We start from the raw sequence: 19,165 nt of genomic DNA on the forward strand, positions 1-19,165 counted from the left end.
GCACCATGCAACGCTTCTTCCTGGCCCTGCACGCCACCACGCCCGCCGCGCTCACCGTGGCGTTGTTCGTGCACCTGTGGGGGCCGGCGGGCCTGCCGTCGCTGGCGCAGCGCCCGGTGTGGGCGGTGTGGGTACTCGTCGGGGCGTGGCTGCTGATGTCGGTGGCCGCCGCCTGGGCCCTGCGCGCGCTCGCGCTGTGGCGGGTGGCGCTGTGCGGTGCGGGGGCGATGCTGGCCGTGGCCGGCACCGTGGGGCTGGTGCTGGGCAGTGCGCAGGCCCTGGGCATGGGCGCCAGCCTGGTGGCCGTGGGCCTGGCGTGTGCGGGCATCGCCGCCTTCATCGGGCCGCAGCGGGTGCAGGCGCACCGGCGCAAACCCGCGCGCCACACCGCCGTGGCCACCTCGGGCACGGCGGCGCACCCCATCGCCCCCCGCCCGCGCTGGCATCCGCGCGGATGGACCCGATTCGGTGTGCCTGCGCACCTGCCCTTCTGGCTGAGCGGCCTGCTGGCGCTGGAATCGTTCCGCCTGGCCCACATCGTGGCCACCGAACCCGCGCGGTCCTCGGGCATGCTGGGCCTGCTGCTCGCCTTCTTCGTGGCCCTGCCCGCCGCCACGCTGCGCCACTGGGCGCCCCGCGCCACCGCGCTGCTGTGGGCGCTGGCCGCGCTGGCCTATGGCGGCCTGGCGGCCAAGGCCGGTCTCGCGCAGTGGGCGGTGGCGTCGGTGCTGTGCGCCCTGGCTGCGGGCGCGCCGCTGCTGCTGCTGCTGCGCGTGCGGCGGGCGCTGCGCTGGCGGCGGGCGGGCCATGGGGCACGCCACACGCCCGCCCCGGCCCCAGACCACCGCCCTCCGGAGGCCGCATGAACGAACTCACCGGTGTGTGTGCCGCGCTGGCCTCGCTGACGGCGCTGACCGCCTGGGCGCGCGCGGTCCCCACCCGCGCCTGGGGCGACGGCGCGGCCGCCGCGCCGACATCGCTGCGCAGCTGGGCCGTGGCCCTGGGCACGCTGGCGCTGCAGGCCCTGGCGGCCACGGTGGCGGCCGGGCTGGCCGCGGGGCTGGCGCTGGTGGTGGCGGCATGGATGGTGCTGGGCTGGCTGCTGGTGCTGGCGATGAACCAGTGGCCCGCCGCAAGCCTGCGCTGGGGCCGCCGCCTGGGCGCGCTGGGCGGCACGGGCTGTGGGCTGGCGCTGGCCTGGCAGCTGCTTCGGGCGTAGGGCGCGGCGCCCTGAAGCCCCGGGCGCGCGGCACCCTGGGGCGCCGGTGCATTGTTTTTTTCAGATGAAAACAGGCCCTTGCGCTTTGCCAACAAGCGCCAATAGCTATACATTCAATAGCAAAAGGCGATACAGGCAGGCGCCGCACGCCGCCGCCAGCGCCTGCAGCGCCACGGCACAATCGCGCTCATGGATCAGCTGCTCGACGCCCCCTGGGTGCACACCCTGCGCTTCTTCCTGGAAGTGGCCGCCACCATCGCGTTTGCCCTCTCGGGCGTGATCGCCGCCGCGCGCAAGCGGCTCGACGCCGTGGGCGTGTGTGTGGTGGCGTTCGTCGCGGCCTTCGGCGGGGGCACGCTGCGCGACCTGCTGCTGGACCAGCGGCCCTTCTTCTGGATACGCCACACCGGTTTTGTCTGGGGCATCCTGGCCCTGTGCGTGGGCGCGATGCTGTTCATGCGCCAGCGCCACTTTCAGCCCACCGAGCGCGCCATGCTGCTGCCCGACGCGATTGGCCTGGGCCTGTTCGCGGCGGTGGGCGTGGACATCGCCACCGCCATCGGCATGCCGCCCATCATCAGCGTGATGATGGGCGTGACCACGGGCGTGTTTGGCGGCGTGCTGCGCGATGTGCTGTGCAACGAGGTGCCCCAGGCCTTCAGCGACCACCGCCCCTACGCACTGTGCGCCTTCGCGGGCGGCTGGGCCGACGTGGCGCTGCGCCAGGTGCAGGCGCCGGACTGGGCTCCGCTCGTGGCCTGCGTGCTGCTCACGGCCGGGCTGCGCGGGCTGGCGCTGTGGCGCAACTGGCAGTTGCCCGCCTGGCGGGTGTGACAAGAAACCAGGGGCCGCCATCCCGGCCGCCGATCCGGCACACTGTGCCGCGTGGCACCACCGTGACAGCCCTGCACCGGCGCGGCCTGCACACTGGGCCGCGAGGAGTATCGAGACCATGACCCCGGACCACCCCACCCCCGCCGCCCTGCGCGCCACCGCGCTCATCGACAGCGACGCCCCCGCCATCCAGGCCTTCGCGGCCGCGCATGCGCGCGGCGCCACCGACCGCGAGCGCGCCGTCGCCCTGTACCTAGCCGTGCGCGACGGCTTTCGCTATGACCCGTACCGCATCGACCTGTCGCCGCACGGCATGGCGGCCAGCACCGTGCTGGCCCAGGGCCATGGCTGGTGCGTGCCCAAGGCCGCGCTGCTCACCGCCGCGTGCCGCGCGGCGGGCATTCCCGCGCGCATGGGTTTTGCCGATGTGCGCAACCACCTCAGCACCGAGCGCATGCGCGAGACCATGAAGACCGACCTCTTCATCTGGCACGGCTACACCGACATCTGGCTCGACGGCCAGTGGCGCAAGGCGACGCCCGCCTTCAACATCGAGCTGTGCGACCGCTTTGGCCTGCTGCCGCTGGAGTTCGATGGCGAGAACGATTCGATCTACCACCCGTTCGACAAGACCGGCCAGCGCCACATGGAATACGTGCTGCAGCGCGGCGCTTTCGACGACATGCCGCTGGCGCGGATCGTGGCCGACTTCCAGGCCGTGTACGGCGGCTGGCTCGGTGGCGGCACCACGAGCGCGCTGCACGGCGCGAGCTTTGCGAGCGACGTGGAGCAGGAGGCGGCGCGATGACGCAGGCCCCGCTGGCGGTACCGGGCACCGCGCCCCAGGTCCCTGATGGCTTCGCGGCCCTGCCCTCGGGCGGCCCGTTCATCGAGCACAACGGCCCGCTGTACCTGCGGCACGAAGGTGCGGTGGTGAAATTCGGCTTTCGCGTGGAGCACCGCCATGTGAACCCCATGAACAACCTGCACGGCGGCATGATGGCCAGCTTCTGCGACATGCTGCTGCCGTTGTCGGTGCACCGCAAGAGCACCGAGGTGGCCGGCCGTTTCCTGCCCACCATCAGCCTGCAGATCGACTACCTGGCCCCCGCGCCGCTGGGCGCCTGGGTGGAGGGCGAGGCCGAGCCGCTGCGCATCACCCGCTCGCTGGTGTTCGCGCAGGGCCTGGTGACGGCCGATGGCGTGCCCTGCGCGCGGGTGAGCGGGGTGTTCAAGATAGGCCCCACGGGCCCTGCCTAGCCCGCCCGGCGGCCAGGGCCGCCGTGGTGGCCGCTGTCACGGCCTGCAGGTGCGCAGGCCCTCGGCCCCGGCGGCGCGCGGCGAACACGGGCGCCTCGCCATGGCCGCATCGCCAGACCACGCCGGGTAGCCGCCCATGGCATGGGGAAGGGCTACGCCCGCGGCGCGGCAGCATCGCCCGCGATGCCCATCACTCCCACCACATGCTCCACGAACCGCGCGAGCTTGGGCAGCTGCCGCCGGTCCGGCGCATAGACCAGATGCACGGCGCGGGCCACCGGCAGGCAGTGCTGCATCACCGGCACCAGGGCGCCACTGGCCAGGTCGTCGGCCAGCAGCACCTCGGGCTGCATGATCAGGCCCAGGCCGCGCAGCGCGGCCTGGCGCAGGCCGTCGCCCTGGTTGCACACAAAACGCGCGTTCTCGGGCCAGAAGAACTCCGCGTCGCCATCGCGCAGCGTCCATTCCACACGGCGCTGCCATACCGAATGGCTCAGGCACTGGTGGCGGGCCAGATCGTCGGCGCGCCCGGGCGTGCCATGGCGCTGCAGGTAGGCCGGCGCGGCCGCGATCACCATGCGGTAGGGGCGCAGCGGGCGCGCCACCAGGCCCTCATCCACCACCTGGCCGATGCGCACGGCCACGTCGAAGCCCTCGCCCGTGAGGTCCACCACGCTGTCGGTGAGCTGCAGGTCCACGCGCACCTGGTCATGGCGCTGCAGGAAGTCGGCCACCAGCGGCGCGATGACGTGGTTGCCCAGCGTGAACGGCGCGCTCACGCGCAGCAGGCCCTGCGGCACGGCGCGGCTGCGCTCCACGGCGGACTCGGCCCAGCGCACCTGCTCCAGCACGCGCTTGCTGTCTTCGTAGAACGCGGCGCCCACCTCGGTCAGGCTGTTCTGGCGCGTGCTGCGCTGGAACAGGCGTGCGCCCAGGTGGGTTTCGAGCTGCTGGATGTGCTTGCCCACCATCACGGCCGACACCTGCAGCTGGCGCGCGGCGGCGGCGAAGCTGCCGGCTTCGACCACGGCCACCATGACTTCCATGTTGCGCAGTTTGTCCATGGGCTGATTCCTAATCAATGGTTAGCACAAGAAGAACTTCAATGTACTTTATGCATTGATTGATTCGCAAAAGAATCGGGGCCTGTCTGTTCCTCCACCCGTTCTTTTTCAAGCAAAGGAAAACACCATGTCCAAGATTCTTCTCATCGGCGCGAGCGGCACCATCGGCCAGGCCGTGCTGGCCAACCTGGGCGCGCGCCACGACGTGATCACCGTGGGCCGCAGCAGCGGCACGCACCGCGCAGACTTTTCCCAGCCGGGCTCGGTCGCCAGGCTGTTCGAGGCGGTGGGCCAGGTCGATGCCATCGTGAGCACCGCCGGCAACCTGCACTTCGGCCCGCTGGCCGACATGACGCCCGAGCAGTTCAACCTGGGGCTGCAGGACAAGCTGCTGGGCCAGGTGCAATTGGCTTTGATCGGCCAGAAGTACCTGACCGATGGCGGCTCCATCACGCTGACCGCGGGCATCCTGTCCATCGAGCCCATCCGCAACGGCGCCAGCGCCACGGCGGTGAACGCGGCCATCGAAGGCTTCGTGGCCGCCGCCGCCATCGAGCTGCCGCGCGGCCTGCGCATCAACGCCGTGAGCCCCACCATCCTCGCGGAATCGGTGGGCGTGTACGGGCCGTTCTTCCCCGGCTTCGACACGGTGTCTGCCGAGCGCGCCGCGCGCGGCTACCAGCGCAGCGTGGAAGGCGCGCAGACGGGGCGGGTGTACCGCGTGCAATGATCACGGCCACCTGCACCCTACCCGTCTGGGCATGAAAAGAAAATAGCTGCTGCCGCTTGTCCAGCAAGCGGCAGCAGCTATCAATTTAGTAGCATAAATGATCGAAGGCGCAGATCAGTCCAGACTCGCGCCCGATTCCTTGACGACCTTGCCCCACTTCACGGACTCGGCCTGGATGAAGGCGGCAAACTGCTCGGGCGTTTCGCTGTACGTCTCGGCGCCCTGCTCGTTGATCTTCTTCTTCACCTCGGCCTGGTTCAGCACCTTGGCCAGCGCGGTGTTCAGCTTGGCCAGCACCGGTGCGGGCGTGCCGGCGGGCGCGAACATGCCGAACCAGGACGTGGCCTCGTAGCCGGGCACGCCGGCTTCGGCGATGGTGGGCACGTTGGGCAGCTCGGGCGAGCGCTTGGCGGTGGTCACGGCAATCGGCACCAGCTTGCCGCTGCGCACGTGCTGGATGGCCGAGGGCATGTTGTCGAACATGATGCCGATCTGGTTGCCCAGCAGGTCGGTCACCGCCGGTGCGCTGCCCTTGTAGGGCACGTGCACCATGTCCACCTTGGCCAGGCTCTTGAACAGCTCGCCCGACAGGTGGATGGAGCTGCCATTGCCCGAGGAACCGAAGTTCACCTTGCCCGGGTTGGCCTTGGCGTAGGCGATCAGCTCCTTCACGCTCTTGTAGGGCTGTGCGGGGTTGGCCACCAGCAGGTTGGGCACATTGGCCACGCGCGTGAGCGGCGCGAAGTCCTTGATCGGATCGAAGGGCATCTTCTTGTACAGCGCGGCGTTGATGGCATGCGTGCCCACCGTGCCCATGAAGAGCGTGTAGCCGTCCGCCGGGGCCTTGGCCGCCAGCGCGCCGCCGATGTTGCCGCCCGCGCCCGCGCGGTTGTCCACGATGACCGACTGGCCGAGTTCCGTGGTCAGCGCCTGGCCGATGATGCGCGCCAGGATGTCGGTGGTGCCGCCGGCCGCGAAGGGCACGACGATGGTGACGGGCTTGGTGGGATAGGCCTGGGCCATGGCTGCGCTGCTGCCCAGCAGGCCACCAACGGCGATGGCGGCGATGCCCGCGCAGGCAGCGGCCGACAGCGCAAAGCGGCGGGTGGTGTGGATGGAACGGGTCATGGTTTGTCTCCTTCAGGAAGGTGGATGAAATGGGTGTCACGAGCGCGGCATCCGCCGCGCCATGGCCTCAACCGGGCGCCAAGGCCTCCGGGCGAGAACAGGGGGTGCGCCCCTTTCAGGGCGGCAGTGAAAATGCGTTCAGGTGGCTAGACAGGTGCCACGCCGAGCGTGGTACCACCGCACACGTACAACACCTGCCCGGTCACGAAACCGTTGTCGGGCGAGAGGAAGAACAGGGCCGCGCGCGCCACGTCGTCGGGCGTGCCCATGCGGCCCACGGCGATGCTGTTCAGGATGCGCTCGGTCTGCGGCGCGCCCTCGGGGTTGCTCTGGCGGAACAGTTCGGTGGCGATCGGCCCCGGGCCGATGGCGTTGACGGTGATGCCGTCGCGCCCCAGTTCCATGGCCAGCGTGCGCGTCATGCCGATCATCCCGGCCTTGGTGGCCGAGTAGACGACGCGGTCGCCCTTGCCCAGCGCGGCGCGCGACGACATGTTGACGATGCGGCCCTGGCCGCAGGCCCGCAGCGTGGACAGAAAGGCCTGCACCAGCAGCATGGGCGCGCGCAGGTGCAGGCCCACCACGTCGTCCAGCTGCGCGGTGGTGGCGGTGTCGATGGTGCCGGGGCGCGTGGCGCCCGCGTTATTCACCAGGGCGGTCACGTTGTGCCTGGCGGCGATCTCTGCCGCGCGCTCGCGGGTCGATGCCTCGTCGGTCAGGTCGCCCTGGTACGAGGTGAGCAGCGGGTGGCTCCACGTGGGCAGCACGTAGTCCAGATTGACCACTGCGCGGCCCTGGGCGAGCACGGCTTCGGCAATGGCGCGGCCGATGCCGTTGCTGGCACCGGTGACGACGGTGACGGAGGTGGAGGAAGTCACTGCAGAGGCCACTGTCACACGCGCTCCAGGATGATGGCGATGCCCTGGCCCACGCCGATGCACATGGTGCACAGCGCGTACTGGCCCGCATGCTCGTGCAGGCGGTTCACGGCGGTGGTGACCAGCCGTGCGCCGCTGGCACCCAGCGGGTGGCCCAGCGCAATCGCGCCGCCCCAGGCGTTCACCCGCGCGTCGTCGTCCTTGAGGCCCAGCGCGCGCAGCACGGCCAGGCCCTGCGCGGCAAAGGCTTCGTTGAGTTCGATCACGTCCATGTGGTCGATGGTCAGGCCCGTCTGCGCCAGCACCTTCTGCGTGGCGGGCGTGGGGCCAAAGCCCATGATGCGCGGCGCCACACCGGCCACGGCCATGCCCACCACGCGGGCGCGGGGCTTGAGGCCGTACTTGGCGGCATGGGCTTCATCGGCCAGCAGCAACGCGCAGGCGCCGTCGTTCACGCCCGACGCGTTGCCCGCTGTCACCGTGCCATCGGGCCGCACCACGCCCTTGAGCCTGGCCAGCGCTTCCAGGCTGGTCTCGCGGGGGTGTTCGTCCTGGCTGACGACGATGGCGTCGCCCTTCTTTTGCGGGATGTGCACCGGCACGATCTCGCGCGCCAGGTGGCCGTCCTTGATGGCCGCCACGGCGTTGAGCTGGCTGCGCAGCGCCATCTGATCCTGGGCTTCGCGCTCAATCTTGAAGTCCGTCGCCACGTTCTCGGCGGTTTCGGGCATGGAGTCCACGCCGTACTTTTCCTTCATCAGCTTGTTGATGAAGCGCCAGCCGATGGTGGTGTCGTACACCGCGTTGTTGCGGCTGAAGGCGCTTTCTGCCTTGGGCATGACGAAGGGCGCGCGGCTCATGCTCTCCACGCCGCCCGCGATCATCAGGCCCGCCTCGCCCGCCTTGATGGCGCGCGCGGCGGTGCCCACGGCGTCCAGCCCCGAGCCGCACAGGCGGTTGATGGTGGCGCCGGGCACGTCGATGGGCAGGCCCGCCAGTAGGCTGCTCATGTGGGCCACGTTGCGGTTGTCCTCGCCGGCCTGGTTGGCGCAGCCGTAGAGCACGTCGGTCACCGCGGCCCAGTCCACGCCGGGGTTGCGGTCCATCAGCGCCTTGATGGGGATGGCGCCCAGGTCGTCGGTGCGCACGCTGCTCAATGCGCCGCCGTAGCGGCCGAAGGGGGTGCGGATGGCGTCGCAGATGAAGGCTTGGGTGGTCATGTTTTTGTCTCCTCGGATCTCGGTGGATCGGCTCGTTGAAAAGGGAAGGGATTCGGGGCGCCCGCGGGTGCTCAGGCCGCCGGACGGATGGGCTGGCCCACCAGGCTTTCGAGTTCGGCGTGGGAAAGGCCCGGCACGGTGTCGATGAGCTGCAGCCCCGTGGGCGTGCAGGCCAGTGTGCACAGATCGGTGTAGATGCGCTTCACGCACGCGACACCGGTGAGCGGGTAGCTGCAGCGCTCGACGATCTTGCTCGCGCCCTGCTTGGTCAGCAGGTCCATCATCACCCAGGTCTGCTTGGCGCCGATGGCCAGGTCCATCGCGCCGCCCACGGCCGGGATGGCGCCGGGCTCGCCGGTGCTCCAGTTGGCCAGGTCGCCCGTGGCGCTGACCTGGAAGGCGCCCAGCACGCAGATATCGAGGTGCCCGCCGCGCATCATCGCGAAGCTGTCGGCGTGGTGGAAGTACGCGCCACCGGGCAGCAGCGTCACCGGCTGCTTGCCGGCGTTGATGAGGTCGTAGTCCTCCAGGCCTGCGGCGGGTGCCGGGCCCATGCCCAGGATGCCGTTCTCGCTTTGCAGGATGACCTCGCGGCCCGCGGGAATGTGGTTGGCCACCAGGGTGGGCTGGCCGATGCCCAGGTTGACGTAGGCGCCGTCGTGGATGTCTTGCGCCACCCGTTTCGCCAGTTCTTCTTTACTACGCTTTTGATAGCTGCTCACGCTTTATCCTTGTGCGGTAGAGGCCGATTTCATGCCGATTTCTTGAAACCGCCCGCCTGCGTGGCCGTGCGGTCGATCTTGACCACATGGCTCACGTAGATGCCGGGGGTGACGATGGCCTCGGGGTCCAGCGCGCCCAGCTCCACCACCTCGTGCACGGTGGCGATGGTGGTCTTGGCGGCGGTGGCCATCACCGGCCCGAAGTTGCGGGCCGACATGCGGTAGGTGAGGTTCCCCCAGCGGTCGCCCTGCTCGGCCTTGATCAGCGCCACGTCGCCGTGGATGGGGAATTCGAGCACGTAGTGCCTGCCGTTGATCTCGCGCGTTTCCTTGCCGGCGGCCAGCTCGGTGCCGTAAGCCGTGGGGCAGAAGAAGGCGCCGATGCCCGCCCCCGCCGCCCGCAGGCGCTCGGCCAGGTTGCCCTGGGGCACGAGCTCGAGCTCCAGCTTGCCGCTGCGGTACAGGTCGTCGAACACATAGCTGTCGACCTGGCGCGGAAAGCTGCAGATGATCTTGCGCACCTGCCCCGCCTTGAGCAGCGCGGCCAGGCCCTGGTCGGCATTGCCGGCGTTGTTGTTCACCACCGTCAGGTCCCGGGCGCCCTGGGCGATGAGCCCGTCGATGAGCTCACCCGGAATGCCCGCCGTGCCAAATCCGCCTATCAACACCGTGGCACCATCCTTCACCCCTTGCAGGGCCTGGGCCACCGAGTCCGCCAGTTTGTTGATCATCGAAACGCTTTCGTGATTTGCTTGATCTTCGGTTTCAATTTGTTCGCTTATAGAACAAATGTTCGCATAAAGAATTATAGTAGGCGCACGTATGAATATCCAAACCCCTGACGCCAAAGACCCCAAGCCCAGCGACAGCTATGTGCAGTCGTTCGCGCGCGGGCTGGAGGTGATCCGCTCGTTCAGCGCGGCCACGCCGCAGCAGACGCTGAGCGAAGTGGCGGCCCGTGCGGGCCTCACGCGCGCGGGTGCGCGCCGCATCCTGCTCACGCTGCAGACGCTGGGCTATGTGGAGACGGACGGCAAGCTCTTTCGGCTGAGCCCGCGCATCCTGGACCTGGGATTTGCGTACCTTTCATCGCTGCCGATCTGGAACCTGGCCGAGCCGGTGATGGAGGACCTGGTGGAAGAAGTGCGCGAGTCGTCCTCGGCCGCCGTGCTCGACGGCCTCGACATCGTCTACGTGCTGCGCGTGCCCACGCACAAGATCATGCGCACGAACCTGGGCGTGGGCTCGCGCCTGCCCGCGCCCTGGACCTCGATGGGCCGCGTGCTGCTGGCCGGGCTGCCCGATGAGGAGCTGGAGGCCCGCCTGGCGCAGCATCCGCTGGAGCGCTTCACCGCGCACACCACCACCGAACTGCCCGCGCTGCTGTCGCGCATCCGCGAGGCACGCCAGCAGGGCTGGTGCCTGGTGAACCAGGAGCTGGAGGAAGGATTGATCTCGATCGCCGCGCCGCTGGCCGATCGCATGGGGCGGACGGTGGCGGCGCTCAACATCAGCGGGCAGGCCAACCGCACCAGCGCGGCCATGATGCAGGAGAGCCTGCTGCCCGCGCTGCTGCGCGCCGCGAAGACCATCTCGCGCATGATGGGTGCGCCGCGCGGCCGGGGAGAGTGAAGCCCAGGGCCCGGCGGCCGCCGGGCGGCTTCACCCCGGTGCCAGCCTGGCATCGGCAAGCGCATTGCGCGCACAGGGCGCCCACGCTGGGGTGGTGAAGGCTCAGTTCTTGCGAAAGCCCAGCACCAGCACCACGCCGCCCAGCACCATCGCCCCCAGGCTCATCCACTGGGGAATGTTGACGGACTCTTTTTCCTTGACCGTCAGTTCCAGCGGGCCCAGCTTGGCCTGCGTGGTGTCCTTGGTGAAGCTGAAGCCCCCCGTCAGAAAACCTGCCAAGCCCAGCACCAACAAAAGCACACCAACGATTCGCATTGCATTCATGACAGATCTCCCAACACCGGGTATTCAGGGACTGCGGCAGAGCGGGCCCGGCTCCCTGTCCCTGCGCATCGCCAATGTAGGGCAGCTCCCGCCGCGCCCGCGTAGGACACCGCCGCTGCCGCGCGTCGCGCACCCGCCCCGGCGCGCCAGCCGCACTCCGGCGCCGCGTGCAACCCTGCACGCCCTGTGCGCCAGGGCTGCGTGCTACGCTCACGCCCCATGTTCAGCCCCTCCCAAGCCGACGTGCGCCGCTTTCTCTGCGGGGTGCACGCCAAGACCCAGGCCGGCGCGCCCATGGAAGCCATCGAGACGCTGGCCAGCCTGTGGATCGCCGAGCACCCCGAGTACCACACCGACCTGTCCGACGCCGATGCCGCCGTGGCGCGCAACTACGACGAGACGCCGGGCCAGATCAACCCCTTCCTGCACCTGTCCATGCACCTGTCGATCAGCGAGCAGTGCAGCGTCGACCAGCCGCGCGGCATCCGCCAGGCGGTGGAGCTGCTGACCGCGCGGCTCGACTCGCTGCACGATGCGCACCACGCCGCCATGGACTGCCTGGGCGAGATGCTGTGGGAAAGCCAGCGCGCCGGCCGCCCGCCGGACGGCGAGGCCTACATCGCCTGCGTGCAGCGGCGGGCCACGCGGGACTGAGACGGATTGGCCTCCAGCCGCATGACGTCGTTGGTTCGCCTCGCCATGCTGCAGCCCTGTCCTGGGCTTCCCGCCTGGTTGCCCGGCTGCATGCAAATTCGCATGCGGCGCTGAACCCTCCCCGCTCAGCGCCCGGGCTTGCGCGCCTTGCGCGCCAGCGCGGTGCCGGCCAGCAGCAGCACCAGCAGCCCGAGCCCTTCCCGCGAGAACAGGGGCACCGGCACCGGGGTGGGCGATGCGCTCACGACCAGGGTCCCCGCCGCGCTGCTTGCCAGGAAATTGCCGTCGCCGGAGTAGCTCGCGGTCAGCGCCTTCGTGCCAGAGCCCTTCGGCCGCAGTGAGCAGCCTGGCGCCGCCGCGGCCGCCGCGTAGCTGCAGCTCAGGCCGTCGGTGGTGTTCGTGATCGTGATCGTTCCCGTCGGCGTGCCGCCCCCCGGCGCGGCCACCGCCAGCGCCGCCCACACCGTCACCGAACCGCCCAGACCGACCGGCCCCACCGCCCCCAGGGCGATACCCGTCGGAGCTGGCAAGACCTCGATGGCCACCGGATTGGACACCGAAGGCAGCGTGAAGCTGGCGGTGTCGCCTGCATAGGCCGCCTGGACGTCGTGCCGTCCAACGGGCAACTGGCGCGCGAGTGCCGCCCTGGCGGAGGTATCGAGCCCCGCATCGCCAAGGTCCGTCGCCGCGCCATCGGAAAAGTGCACGCTGCCGGCCGGCGGCCCCGCTCCCCCCGTCACTTCGGCCAGGAGCGTGATCGCCTGGCCGTAGACGAACGTGGCTCCGGCCAGCGGCTGAGCCAGGCGCACGCTCGACTGCTGTTGCACCGTCGTCTGCATCGATGCCCGGACCGAGGCATCGCCCTGGCTCGTCACGGTCAGCGTCCGCGGCCCGGCCGAGGCAAAGCCGATGGGCCAGCCCACGCTGCCATCGCTCTGCGCGATCACGCCAGGCAGGACGTCGCCCGCCACCGAGCTCGTGATCCTCCATTTCGTCGTGTTGTCGATATGGGCGTTGACGACGGCATCGTCCACCGCCAATACGAATCCTGCGGCAGGATCGGCCGGGGCCGTCGCAGGCAGCGAAACCGCCGTTTGTCCCGCGGGCAGCAGCACGGTGGACGGCCCTTGCAATGCGGGCACCGGAAGCGGCAGGTTGTGAAACTGCAGATCAAAGCGCGCGTTGTGCCCCGGCATCGTGATGTGCACGAGGTAGCTTCCGACGACACGATTGGCCGTGGGCACGACGGGGGTCCAGTTGTCGGAGCCCATCGTCTCGAAGGTATTCCTCCCGGAAGGGAAGGTCGCGCTCGCGCCCGTGCCGGGCGCCGCAACGTTGACGGGCACAGAAAGAAAGCCGATGGCATGGGTGTCGCTCCACACCGTTTGCGGCCGCACTCCAAACGGAGAGGAGGGCTGGCCGATGCGCATGCTGAACGACTGCGAGGCCGGCATGTAGGCGGTCTCCCAGCCCCAGGGGCCCGCGTCGTCGGGATCGAAGAGTCTCACGCCCTGAAAAATAGCCAGCGGACCCTGGAGCGCCTCGGGCGTCTTGTACACCAGGGTTGCCCGCGGCGCGCGCGCAGTGGTGCTATTCGGCACACCATCGACGGTGGCGAGAGCGCCGGCGTCCGGCTCGAGTGCGGCCGCATAGCCTGGCAGCGCGGAATCCGTCGTGCCGGGGTTCGCATTCTGTTCGTCCGCCAGCAGCTCCGCGTAGTTGCGGCTGAAATCGAACACGCTGACCGCGCCCGGGCCCGCCACAGGCGCCGTCGCCGCCCGGGCGCCGTCCCACGCGGGCTGGGTGTTCCAGGAGACGGTGCCCGCGTCGAAGTCCTCGGCCGGGGAGAGCCGCAGCGTGGCCGGCTGCGAAACGCTGCTGGCATAGGTCACGAGGCTGGCCTGCAGCGGCGTGGAGGAATACTGCATGATGCTGCGGACCACAAAAGGAAGCTCCGGCGTCTTGAGCAGCGCGACGCCGCGGCTTCCGGCCGTGCCGCTCAGCCGCAGATCGGCACTGCCCGCATCCGCCGCACCGGGAGCGCTCTCCTGGATCTGGGACGACGATGCGGCATTCGATGACACCCCCGTCAAATCCGACAGCGTGATCAACAACTGGACGGAATGCGGCACCAGCGTCTTGCCCGGGCTCGATTCCTTCGCCGCGACATCGAAGTCGGCATGGGACGCATCGGCACCTGGGACGCTGACGATCTTGATGCCGTTGTTGGCACGGCTGCCGTCCACCCACGACTTGACGATGTCGGTGGCGTCGAAGCTCCGAAAGCCCGGTTGGCGAATGGCCACCGGCTTGCGCACGCTGCTTCCGGCCTGGTAGTCCGGGTCGACGCCAGGCGTCGGCGGGCCCTCCACGCATGCAGGCGCCACGCTTTCCTGCGGCCAGCAGCCATTGCCTTCGAGGGGAACCAACGCAACGCTGCCGGCCACCCGGACGTTCTGGACATAGACGACGATCCTGGCCCTGGCGATCTTGTCGGCGGTCAGCGCATAGGCGGACGGCCCCACCTGGAGCGGCTGACCGGAGCCCGCCCGCGACACCAGGACCATGTTGCCGTTGGGAAGCGTATCGAGCGAGAAGCGGACGACCGCCTGCTGCTGTTCGTTGATCCGCAGGCCATCGGGATTGCTCGGTGCGTAATCCGATCCCTGCAGACTCGCGTCCGCGACCAGCGGCGCCTCGATCCATTGCGTCTGCACGACGATGGCACAGCCCCCCAGGACCAGCGCCGCGCACACGGCGGCGAACAGGCACAACGCGCCCTTCAGGTGCCAGACACTCCTGCCCATCTCATCCCCTGTCTTCGGTTTTGGCGGCGGATCACGGCCCGCCGCAGCATCGCGATGGATCGTAGGGGAGGAAAATTCACAGGTCATGTGCCGACGGCACACGACCGCGCGCGCCTATTCGTCAGCCAGCCAACCGGCGAGCTGGTGCCGGCTGCCGACGCCTGTCTTGACGTAGATGTCCTCGAGATGGCGCTTGACGGTACCCGGGCGAATGCCGAGCCTTGCCGCGACTTCGGCGTTGGTCGCGCCATGGGCCACCGCCACGAGCACTTCGCGCTGGCGCTCGCTCAAGGCGCGATCGTGCAGCCGGTGCGCGATGTGGCGGCGCCTGCTGCGGGCCTGCAGGCGGCCCAGCGTCTGGCGGATGTGGCCTTCCAGCAGCGCGAGCGACGTGCGCTCGGGGTCGCCGAAGCCGCGCGTTGCGCGCGTGACATTGAGCGTGAGCATGCGTCCTTCGCCAAGGTCGATGTCCAGGCCCAGCCCATCCTTCTGGCCGACGCGGCCATAGGCCTCCGCGTTCAGCGCACACCGGCTCCACGCCGTCGGCGAGAGTTGGTCGGAAATGCTCATCGGCACGCGGCGCTTGCCGTAGCCGGGATTGTCGCCAAGGTGCTGATGGACGGCCTCGTTGATTTCGCGCGACACGGCGCGCTCCGGCGCATACAGGGTGCGCAGCGTCGGCGTGCAGTTGCGCCAGTCGACAACGAAGATGTCTCCGCCCACGACGCTGCGCAGCGCCTGGAGCAGGTTGTTCGACAGGTCGTTCGAGTCCCGTGTCGAATGCACCAGCAGCGTCGCGTGGCTCAGCCGGTGCAGAGAATGCGAGTCGAGATAGCCCATCGTGTCTCCGCCTGGATCGATGCAACCGTTCAAAAATACCAGCGTCCCGTGCCGAAGCTGACCCTCAGCCGCCCGTCATGCCCCGCCACCAACAAAAACGCCCCTCGCAGGAGGGGCGTCTTCTTGGTGGCACACCGCAGCGCTCAGCGGAAGCGCGATTGCGGCACCACGTGCAGGTCGCCGTCGATGCCGCTGATGTAGCCCGACAGCGCCTTCAGCTCCGCATTGGTGAACTGCTTGGCCACGCCGCCCATGATGGCGTTGCTGCGGCCCACGTTGGGGTTCTTCTCGGCCTTGTAGGACTTGAGGGCCACGAAGAGGTAGTCCGCGTGCTGGCCCGCGATCTTGGGGTACGAAGGGTCGATGGGCTTGGCGAAGTTGTCGCCGTGGCACGAAACGCAGGCGCCCTTCTTCAGAAGCTCGGCCACCTGCACGCTGGGTTCGCGGCCGGGCTTGGCGGGCAGTTCGGCCCCCGTCTTGCCATGCTGCTCATAGTAGGCGGCCACGTCGGCGATGTCCTTTTCGCTCAGCGAATCCGCGATGCCGCGCATGGTGGGGTGCTTGCGCTCGCCCTTCTGGTAGGCGACGAGCGCCGAGGCAATGTACTTGGCGCTCTGGCCCGAGATCATGGGCACCTTGTGCACTTCGGGAAAGCTGGCCTGGTAGCCCGGAATGCCGTGGCAGCCAATGCACATGGCAATCTTCTGCTTGCCGGCTTCCACGTCGCCTTTGGCTTCCTGGGCATGGGACAGGGCGGTCACGGAAGCGACAGCCAGGGCAAATAGCGTGGTCAGCGTTTTGTTCATTTTGCGCGCACAATCTCGTGGAAGTTCAGCTCTGGGCTCTGATCAACCGCCGATTATAGCCAGCGCCTGTCAAGCCCATTCATCAACGATCCGGTGATTCGCCCCCATGAAATTCCAAGGCTCCCAGAACTACGTCGCCACCCAAGACCTGATGCTCGCCGTGAACGCGGCCATCACCCTGCAACGCCCGCTGCTCATCAAGGGGGAGCCGGGCACCGGCAAGACGATGCTGGCCGAGGAAGTGGCTCAGGCGCTCGACATGCCGCTGCTGCAATGGCACATCAAGTCCACCACGAAGGCGCAGCAGGGCCTGTATGAGTATGACGCGGTCAGTCGCCTGCGGGACAGCCAGTTGGGCGATGGCGACAGCGCCGAGCGCGTCAAGGACATCCGCAACTACATCATCCAGGGCGTGCTGTGGCAGGCCTTCACGGCCGACCGCCCCGTGGCGCTGCTCATCGACGAGATCGACAAGGCCGACATCGAATTCCCGAACGACCTGCTGCGCGAGATCGACCGCATGGAGTTCTACTGCTACGAGACGCGCGAGCTCATCAAGGCCAAGCACCGCCCGCTGGTGTTCATCACCTCCAACAACGAGAAAGAGCTGCCCGACGCGTTCCTGCGCCGCTGCTTCTTCCACTTCATCAAGTTCCCCGAAGCCGACACGATGCGCCAGATCGTCAACGTGCACTTCCCCACGCTCAAGAGCGAGCTGCTGGGCGTGGCGATGAAGACGTTCTACGACGTGCGCAACCTGCCTGGCCTGAAGAAGAAGCCCTCGACCAGCGAACTGCTCGACTGGCTCAAGCTGCTGGTGGCCGAAGACATTCCGCTGACCGCGCTGCAAAGCGCTGACAACAAGGTGGCCGTGCCGCCGCTGGTGGGCGCGCTGCTCAAGAACGAGCAGGACGTGAGCCTTTTCGAAAAGCTGGTGTTCATGAACCAGCGGAACCGGTAGTCCCCCCGCCATGGCCGCACCCACCACCCCCTCCCTCATGGACGGCATCGCCGACGCCATCGGCTTTGTCGGCGGCGCCCTCGCCGGTTTCTGGCTGGGCCAGTGGCTGGGCCTGGACATCTTCGCGCCGGGCTACGGCAACAAGGCGCTGGGGGGCATTGCCCTCGTGGGCCTGGGCGGCGGCCTGGGCCTGCATGCGGCACGGCGCTGGCAGACGCACCGGCGCAACAAGCCTTCCAAGGACTGATAAAGGGCAACGACACATGGCCTTTGTAGAACCCGTCACCCTGCGCGACCGCGGCATCCGCCTGGAACCCCTGGCGCTGTCCCACGAACACGGCCTGGCCGCCGCCGCCGCCGATGGCGAACTGTGGAAGCTGCGCGTCACCTCGGTGCCCGAGCCCCAGGACACGCGTGCCTACATCGAGATGGCGCTCAGGATGCGCGAGGACGGCAACCGCTTCGCGTTCGCCGTGGTGGAGGATGCCAGCGGCAAGGTCCTGGGCTCCACGAGCTACCACGACATCCTGCCCGCGGTGAAGCGCGTGGAGATCGGCTACACCTGGTACCGCCAGAGCGTGCAGCGCACCCACGTCAACACCACGTGCAAGCTGATGATGATGGGCCACGCCTTCGACACGCTGGGCAGCCATGTGGTGGGCTGGCGCACCGACAACTACAACTTCGCCTCGCAAAAAGCCATCGAGCGCCTGGGCGCCAGGAAGGACGGCGTGATCCGCGGCCACGCCCTGCGCCGCGACGGCACCGTCCGCGACACGGTGATGTACAGCATGCGCTCGGGCGAATGGCCCGAAGCCAAGGCGCAGCTGCTATACCTTTTAGAGCGCCACACGCTTTCCCAGTAACCGCTGGAGGCCAGAACCATGCTCATCGACTTCTTCTACACCCTGCGCTCGGCCAAGCTGCCGGTATCGGTCAAGGAATACCTCACCCTGCTCGAAGCCCTGCAGGCTGGCGTGGTGGGCCCCAAGTCCGACGATGCCTGGAGCCTGGACGACTTCTACAACCTCTCGCGCCTCACGCTCGTGAAGGACGAGAAGCACTACGACAAGTTCGACCGGGCCTTCGGCGCCTACTTCAAGGGCGTGGAGATGGTGGCCGACTTCACCAAGGAGATCCCGGCCGACTGGCTGCGCAAGATCCTGGAGAACGAGCTCACGCCTGAACAGAAAGCAGCCATCGAGAAGATGGGCTGGGACGAACTCATGGAGACGCTCAAGAAGCGGCTCGAAGAGCAGAAGGAACGCCACGAGGGCGGCAGCAAGTGGATCGGCACGGGCGGCACCAGCCCGTTTGGCCACGGCGGCTACAACCCGCAGGGCGTGCGCATCGGCGGCGCGGGCAAGAACAAGAGCGCCGTGAAGGTGTGGGAGCAGCGCGCCTACAAGGACTACGACGACCAGCAGGAGCTGGGCACGCGCAACATCAAGGTGGCCCTGCGCCGCCTGCGCAAGTTCGCGCGCGAGGGGCACGAGCTGGAGCTGGACCTGCCCGACACCATCCGCAGCACGGCCGCCAACGCGGGCTACCTCGACATCAAGATGGTGCCCGAGCGCCACAACAACGTGAAGGTGCTGCTGCTGATGGACGTGGGCGGCACCATGGACGAGCACATCCAGCGCGTGGAGGAACTCTTTTCCGCCGTGAAGACGGAGTTCAAGCACCTGGAGTTCTACTACTTCCACAACTGCGTGTACGACTTCATGTGGAAGAACAACCGCCGCCGCTTCGCGGAGAAGTTTCCCACCTGGGACATCATCCGCAAGTACAACAAGGACTACAAGCTGATCTTCGTGGGCGACGCGACCATGAGCCCCTACGAGATCCTGCAGCCCGGCGGCAGCGTGGAATACAACAACGAGGAGGCGGGGGCGGAGTGGATCCAGCGCCTCACGCACGCCTTCCCCAAGCACGCGTGGATCAACCCCGAGCCCCAGGGCGTGTGGCAATACCGGCAAAGCATCAGCATCATCCAGCAGCTCGTCGGCAACCGCATGCACCCGCTGTCGCTCAAGGGGCTCGAAGAGACGATGCGGCTGCTGTCCAAGTAGGCAGGGGCGCCCGC

The 19,165-nt window shown here is 68.4% G+C and carries 22 protein-coding genes; 12 read left to right on the forward strand and 10 right to left on the reverse strand.

The window, feature by feature from the left end; translation table 11 throughout:
* The first annotated feature begins 5 nt into the window (after positions 1-5).
* From AC3RCE_RS20295 to AC3RCE_RS20315, 5 genes are all read left to right on the forward strand, one after another.
* Positions 6-866 (forward strand): hypothetical protein, encoded by an 861-nt coding sequence (locus AC3RCE_RS20295; RefSeq protein WP_492253804.1) that lies wholly within the window; start codon positions 6-8, stop codon positions 864-866.
* The gene (locus AC3RCE_RS20300) at positions 863-1,219 is read left to right on the forward strand and encodes a hypothetical protein (protein ID WP_492253805.1); all 357 of its coding nucleotides are present in this window, start codon (positions 863-865) and stop codon (positions 1,217-1,219) included. Before AC3RCE_RS20295 ends, AC3RCE_RS20300 begins: the two co-directional genes overlap by 4 nt.
* Before the next feature lie 189 nt (positions 1,220-1,408).
* Complete coding sequence (locus AC3RCE_RS20305; protein ID WP_369643204.1) at positions 1,409-2,053, forward strand: trimeric intracellular cation channel family protein; 645 nt, start codon at positions 1,409-1,411, stop codon at positions 2,051-2,053.
* Positions 2,054-2,171: 118 nt separating this feature from the next.
* Positions 2,172-2,861, forward strand: a complete 690-nt coding sequence (locus tag AC3RCE_RS20310; RefSeq protein WP_218339579.1) for a transglutaminase-like domain-containing protein — start codon at positions 2,172-2,174, stop codon at positions 2,859-2,861.
* Positions 2,858-3,313 (forward strand): PaaI family thioesterase, encoded by a 456-nt coding sequence (locus tag AC3RCE_RS20315; RefSeq protein ID WP_492253806.1) that lies wholly within the window; start codon positions 2,858-2,860, stop codon positions 3,311-3,313. Before AC3RCE_RS20310 ends, AC3RCE_RS20315 begins: the two co-directional genes overlap by 4 nt.
* A gap of 152 nt (positions 3,314-3,465) precedes the next feature.
* Here the strand turns inward: AC3RCE_RS20315 and AC3RCE_RS20320 are convergent, their stop codons facing one another.
* Positions 3,466-4,377, reverse strand: coding sequence for a LysR family transcriptional regulator (locus tag AC3RCE_RS20320; protein WP_492253807.1), 912 nt, complete (start codon positions 4,375-4,377; stop codon positions 3,466-3,468).
* Positions 4,378-4,504: 127 nt separating this feature from the next.
* Between AC3RCE_RS20320 and AC3RCE_RS20325 the strand changes: the two genes are divergently transcribed.
* Positions 4,505-5,107, forward strand: a complete 603-nt coding sequence (locus AC3RCE_RS20325) for a short chain dehydrogenase (protein ID WP_492253808.1) — start codon at positions 4,505-4,507, stop codon at positions 5,105-5,107.
* 114 nt (positions 5,108-5,221) lie between these two features.
* On the opposite strand, the gene AC3RCE_RS20330 is transcribed toward AC3RCE_RS20325, so the two are convergent.
* From AC3RCE_RS20330 to AC3RCE_RS20350, 5 genes are all read right to left on the reverse strand, one after another.
* Positions 5,222-6,235, reverse strand: coding sequence for a Bug family tripartite tricarboxylate transporter substrate binding protein (locus tag AC3RCE_RS20330; protein WP_218339582.1), 1,014 nt, complete (start codon positions 6,233-6,235; stop codon positions 5,222-5,224).
* A 146-nt stretch (positions 6,236-6,381) separates the two neighbouring features.
* Positions 6,382-7,113: an SDR family NAD(P)-dependent oxidoreductase gene (locus AC3RCE_RS20335; RefSeq protein WP_218339583.1), complete on the reverse strand. Its 732-nt coding sequence runs from the start codon at positions 7,111-7,113 to the stop codon at positions 6,382-6,384.
* A gap of 14 nt (positions 7,114-7,127) precedes the next feature.
* On the reverse strand, positions 7,128-8,333 hold the full coding sequence (gene pcaF, locus AC3RCE_RS20340; RefSeq protein WP_218339584.1) for a 3-oxoadipyl-CoA thiolase: 1,206 nt from the start codon (positions 8,331-8,333) through the stop codon (positions 7,128-7,130).
* A 71-nt stretch (positions 8,334-8,404) separates the two neighbouring features.
* Positions 8,405-9,055 (reverse strand): 3-oxoacid CoA-transferase subunit B, encoded by a 651-nt coding sequence (locus tag AC3RCE_RS20345; RefSeq protein ID WP_218339585.1) that lies wholly within the window; start codon positions 9,053-9,055, stop codon positions 8,405-8,407.
* Positions 9,056-9,084: 29 nt separating this feature from the next.
* On the reverse strand, positions 9,085-9,786 hold the full coding sequence (locus AC3RCE_RS20350) for a 3-oxoacid CoA-transferase subunit A (protein WP_218295971.1): 702 nt from the start codon (positions 9,784-9,786) through the stop codon (positions 9,085-9,087).
* A gap of 91 nt (positions 9,787-9,877) precedes the next feature.
* Here AC3RCE_RS20350 and AC3RCE_RS20355 point away from each other — a divergent pair, with 91 nt between their 5' ends.
* Positions 9,878-10,687 carry an IclR family transcriptional regulator domain-containing protein gene (locus AC3RCE_RS20355; protein ID WP_218339586.1) on the forward strand — a complete coding sequence of 270 codons (810 nt, stop codon included), beginning with the start codon at positions 9,878-9,880 and terminating at the stop codon, positions 10,685-10,687.
* 102 nt (positions 10,688-10,789) lie between these two features.
* Here AC3RCE_RS20355 and AC3RCE_RS20360 read toward each other — a convergent pair whose 3' ends face one another.
* A complete protein-coding gene (locus tag AC3RCE_RS20360) occupies positions 10,790-11,011 on the reverse strand; it encodes a hypothetical protein (RefSeq protein ID WP_029413244.1) in 222 nt (73 codons plus the stop codon).
* Positions 11,012-11,230: 219 nt separating this feature from the next.
* Here AC3RCE_RS20360 and AC3RCE_RS20365 point away from each other — a divergent pair, with 219 nt between their 5' ends.
* The gene (locus AC3RCE_RS20365) at positions 11,231-11,665 is read left to right on the forward strand and encodes a DUF1841 family protein (RefSeq protein ID WP_492253809.1); all 435 of its coding nucleotides are present in this window, start codon (positions 11,231-11,233) and stop codon (positions 11,663-11,665) included.
* A 125-nt stretch (positions 11,666-11,790) separates the two neighbouring features.
* On the opposite strand, the gene AC3RCE_RS20370 is transcribed toward AC3RCE_RS20365, so the two are convergent.
* The 3 genes from AC3RCE_RS20370 to AC3RCE_RS20380 all read right to left on the reverse strand — a co-directional run bounded on the left by AC3RCE_RS20370 (position 11,791) and on the right by AC3RCE_RS20380 (position 16,118).
* Positions 11,791-14,559: an Ig-like domain repeat protein gene (locus AC3RCE_RS20370; RefSeq protein ID WP_492253810.1), complete on the reverse strand. Its 2,769-nt coding sequence runs from the start codon at positions 14,557-14,559 to the stop codon at positions 11,791-11,793.
* Positions 14,560-14,586: 27 nt separating this feature from the next.
* Positions 14,587-15,312, reverse strand: coding sequence for a helix-turn-helix transcriptional regulator (locus AC3RCE_RS20375; RefSeq protein WP_218295975.1), 726 nt, complete (start codon positions 15,310-15,312; stop codon positions 14,587-14,589).
* A gap of 143 nt (positions 15,313-15,455) precedes the next feature.
* On the reverse strand, positions 15,456-16,118 hold the full coding sequence (locus tag AC3RCE_RS20380) for a c-type cytochrome (RefSeq protein WP_218295976.1): 663 nt from the start codon (positions 16,116-16,118) through the stop codon (positions 15,456-15,458).
* Between the two features lie 106 nt (positions 16,119-16,224).
* On the opposite strand from AC3RCE_RS20380, the gene AC3RCE_RS20385 reads away from it, so the two are divergent.
* From AC3RCE_RS20385 to AC3RCE_RS20400, 4 genes are read left to right on the forward strand one after another with little or no spacing between them, the layout of a single operon-like run.
* Entirely contained in the window at positions 16,225-17,079 is an 855-nt protein-coding gene (locus tag AC3RCE_RS20385) for an AAA family ATPase (protein WP_218295977.1), read from the forward strand.
* Positions 17,080-17,089: 10 nt separating this feature from the next.
* Entirely contained in the window at positions 17,090-17,326 is a 237-nt protein-coding gene (locus AC3RCE_RS20390; RefSeq protein WP_218339591.1) for a hypothetical protein, read from the forward strand.
* Positions 17,327-17,342: 16 nt separating this feature from the next.
* Positions 17,343-17,945: a GNAT family N-acetyltransferase gene (locus AC3RCE_RS20395; RefSeq protein WP_492253811.1), complete on the forward strand. Its 603-nt coding sequence runs from the start codon at positions 17,343-17,345 to the stop codon at positions 17,943-17,945.
* An 18-nt stretch (positions 17,946-17,963) separates the two neighbouring features.
* Positions 17,964-19,151: a vWA domain-containing protein gene (locus tag AC3RCE_RS20400; protein WP_218295980.1), complete on the forward strand. Its 1,188-nt coding sequence runs from the start codon at positions 17,964-17,966 to the stop codon at positions 19,149-19,151.
* Positions 19,152-19,165: the final 14 nt, after the last annotated feature.

The organism is Acidovorax sp. GW823-FHT05D11 (assembly GCF_058795695.1).

Coding starts and splice junctions, on each gene's coding strand:
- AC3RCE_RS20370 (WP_492253810.1), bottom strand. CDS start 14,559: ATGACCTGTGAATTTTCCTCCCCTACGATCCATCGCGATGCTGCGGCG.
- AC3RCE_RS20320 (WP_492253807.1), bottom strand. CDS start 4,377: ATGGACAAACTGCGCAACATGGAAGTCATGGTGGCCGTGGTCGAAGCC.
- AC3RCE_RS20300 (WP_492253805.1), top strand. CDS start 863: ATGAACGAACTCACCGGTGTGTGTGCCGCGCTGGCCTCGCTGACGGCG.
- AC3RCE_RS20395 (WP_492253811.1), top strand. CDS start 17,343: ATGGCCTTTGTAGAACCCGTCACCCTGCGCGACCGCGGCATCCGCCTG.
- AC3RCE_RS20400 (WP_218295980.1), top strand. CDS start 17,964: ATGCTCATCGACTTCTTCTACACCCTGCGCTCGGCCAAGCTGCCGGTA.
- AC3RCE_RS20355 (WP_218339586.1), top strand. CDS start 9,878: ATGAATATCCAAACCCCTGACGCCAAAGACCCCAAGCCCAGCGACAGC.
- AC3RCE_RS20325 (WP_492253808.1), top strand. CDS start 4,505: ATGTCCAAGATTCTTCTCATCGGCGCGAGCGGCACCATCGGCCAGGCC.
- AC3RCE_RS20380 (WP_218295976.1), bottom strand. CDS start 16,118: ATGAACAAAACGCTGACCACGCTATTTGCCCTGGCTGTCGCTTCCGTG.
- AC3RCE_RS20305 (WP_369643204.1), top strand. CDS start 1,409: ATGGATCAGCTGCTCGACGCCCCCTGGGTGCACACCCTGCGCTTCTTC.
- AC3RCE_RS20365 (WP_492253809.1), top strand. CDS start 11,231: ATGTTCAGCCCCTCCCAAGCCGACGTGCGCCGCTTTCTCTGCGGGGTG.
- AC3RCE_RS20350 (WP_218295971.1), bottom strand. CDS start 9,786: ATGATCAACAAACTGGCGGACTCGGTGGCCCAGGCCCTGCAAGGGGTG.
- pcaF (WP_218339584.1), bottom strand. CDS start 8,333: ATGACCACCCAAGCCTTCATCTGCGACGCCATCCGCACCCCCTTCGGC.
- AC3RCE_RS20375 (WP_218295975.1), bottom strand. CDS start 15,312: ATGGGCTATCTCGACTCGCATTCTCTGCACCGGCTGAGCCACGCGACG.
- AC3RCE_RS20360 (WP_029413244.1), bottom strand. CDS start 11,011: ATGAATGCAATGCGAATCGTTGGTGTGCTTTTGTTGGTGCTGGGCTTG.
- AC3RCE_RS20295 (WP_492253804.1), top strand. CDS start 6: ATGCAACGCTTCTTCCTGGCCCTGCACGCCACCACGCCCGCCGCGCTC.
- AC3RCE_RS20315 (WP_492253806.1), top strand. CDS start 2,858: ATGACGCAGGCCCCGCTGGCGGTACCGGGCACCGCGCCCCAGGTCCCT.
- AC3RCE_RS20330 (WP_218339582.1), bottom strand. CDS start 6,235: ATGACCCGTTCCATCCACACCACCCGCCGCTTTGCGCTGTCGGCCGCT.
- AC3RCE_RS20385 (WP_218295977.1), top strand. CDS start 16,225: ATGAAATTCCAAGGCTCCCAGAACTACGTCGCCACCCAAGACCTGATG.
- AC3RCE_RS20310 (WP_218339579.1), top strand. CDS start 2,172: ATGACCCCGGACCACCCCACCCCCGCCGCCCTGCGCGCCACCGCGCTC.
- AC3RCE_RS20390 (WP_218339591.1), top strand. CDS start 17,090: ATGGCCGCACCCACCACCCCCTCCCTCATGGACGGCATCGCCGACGCC.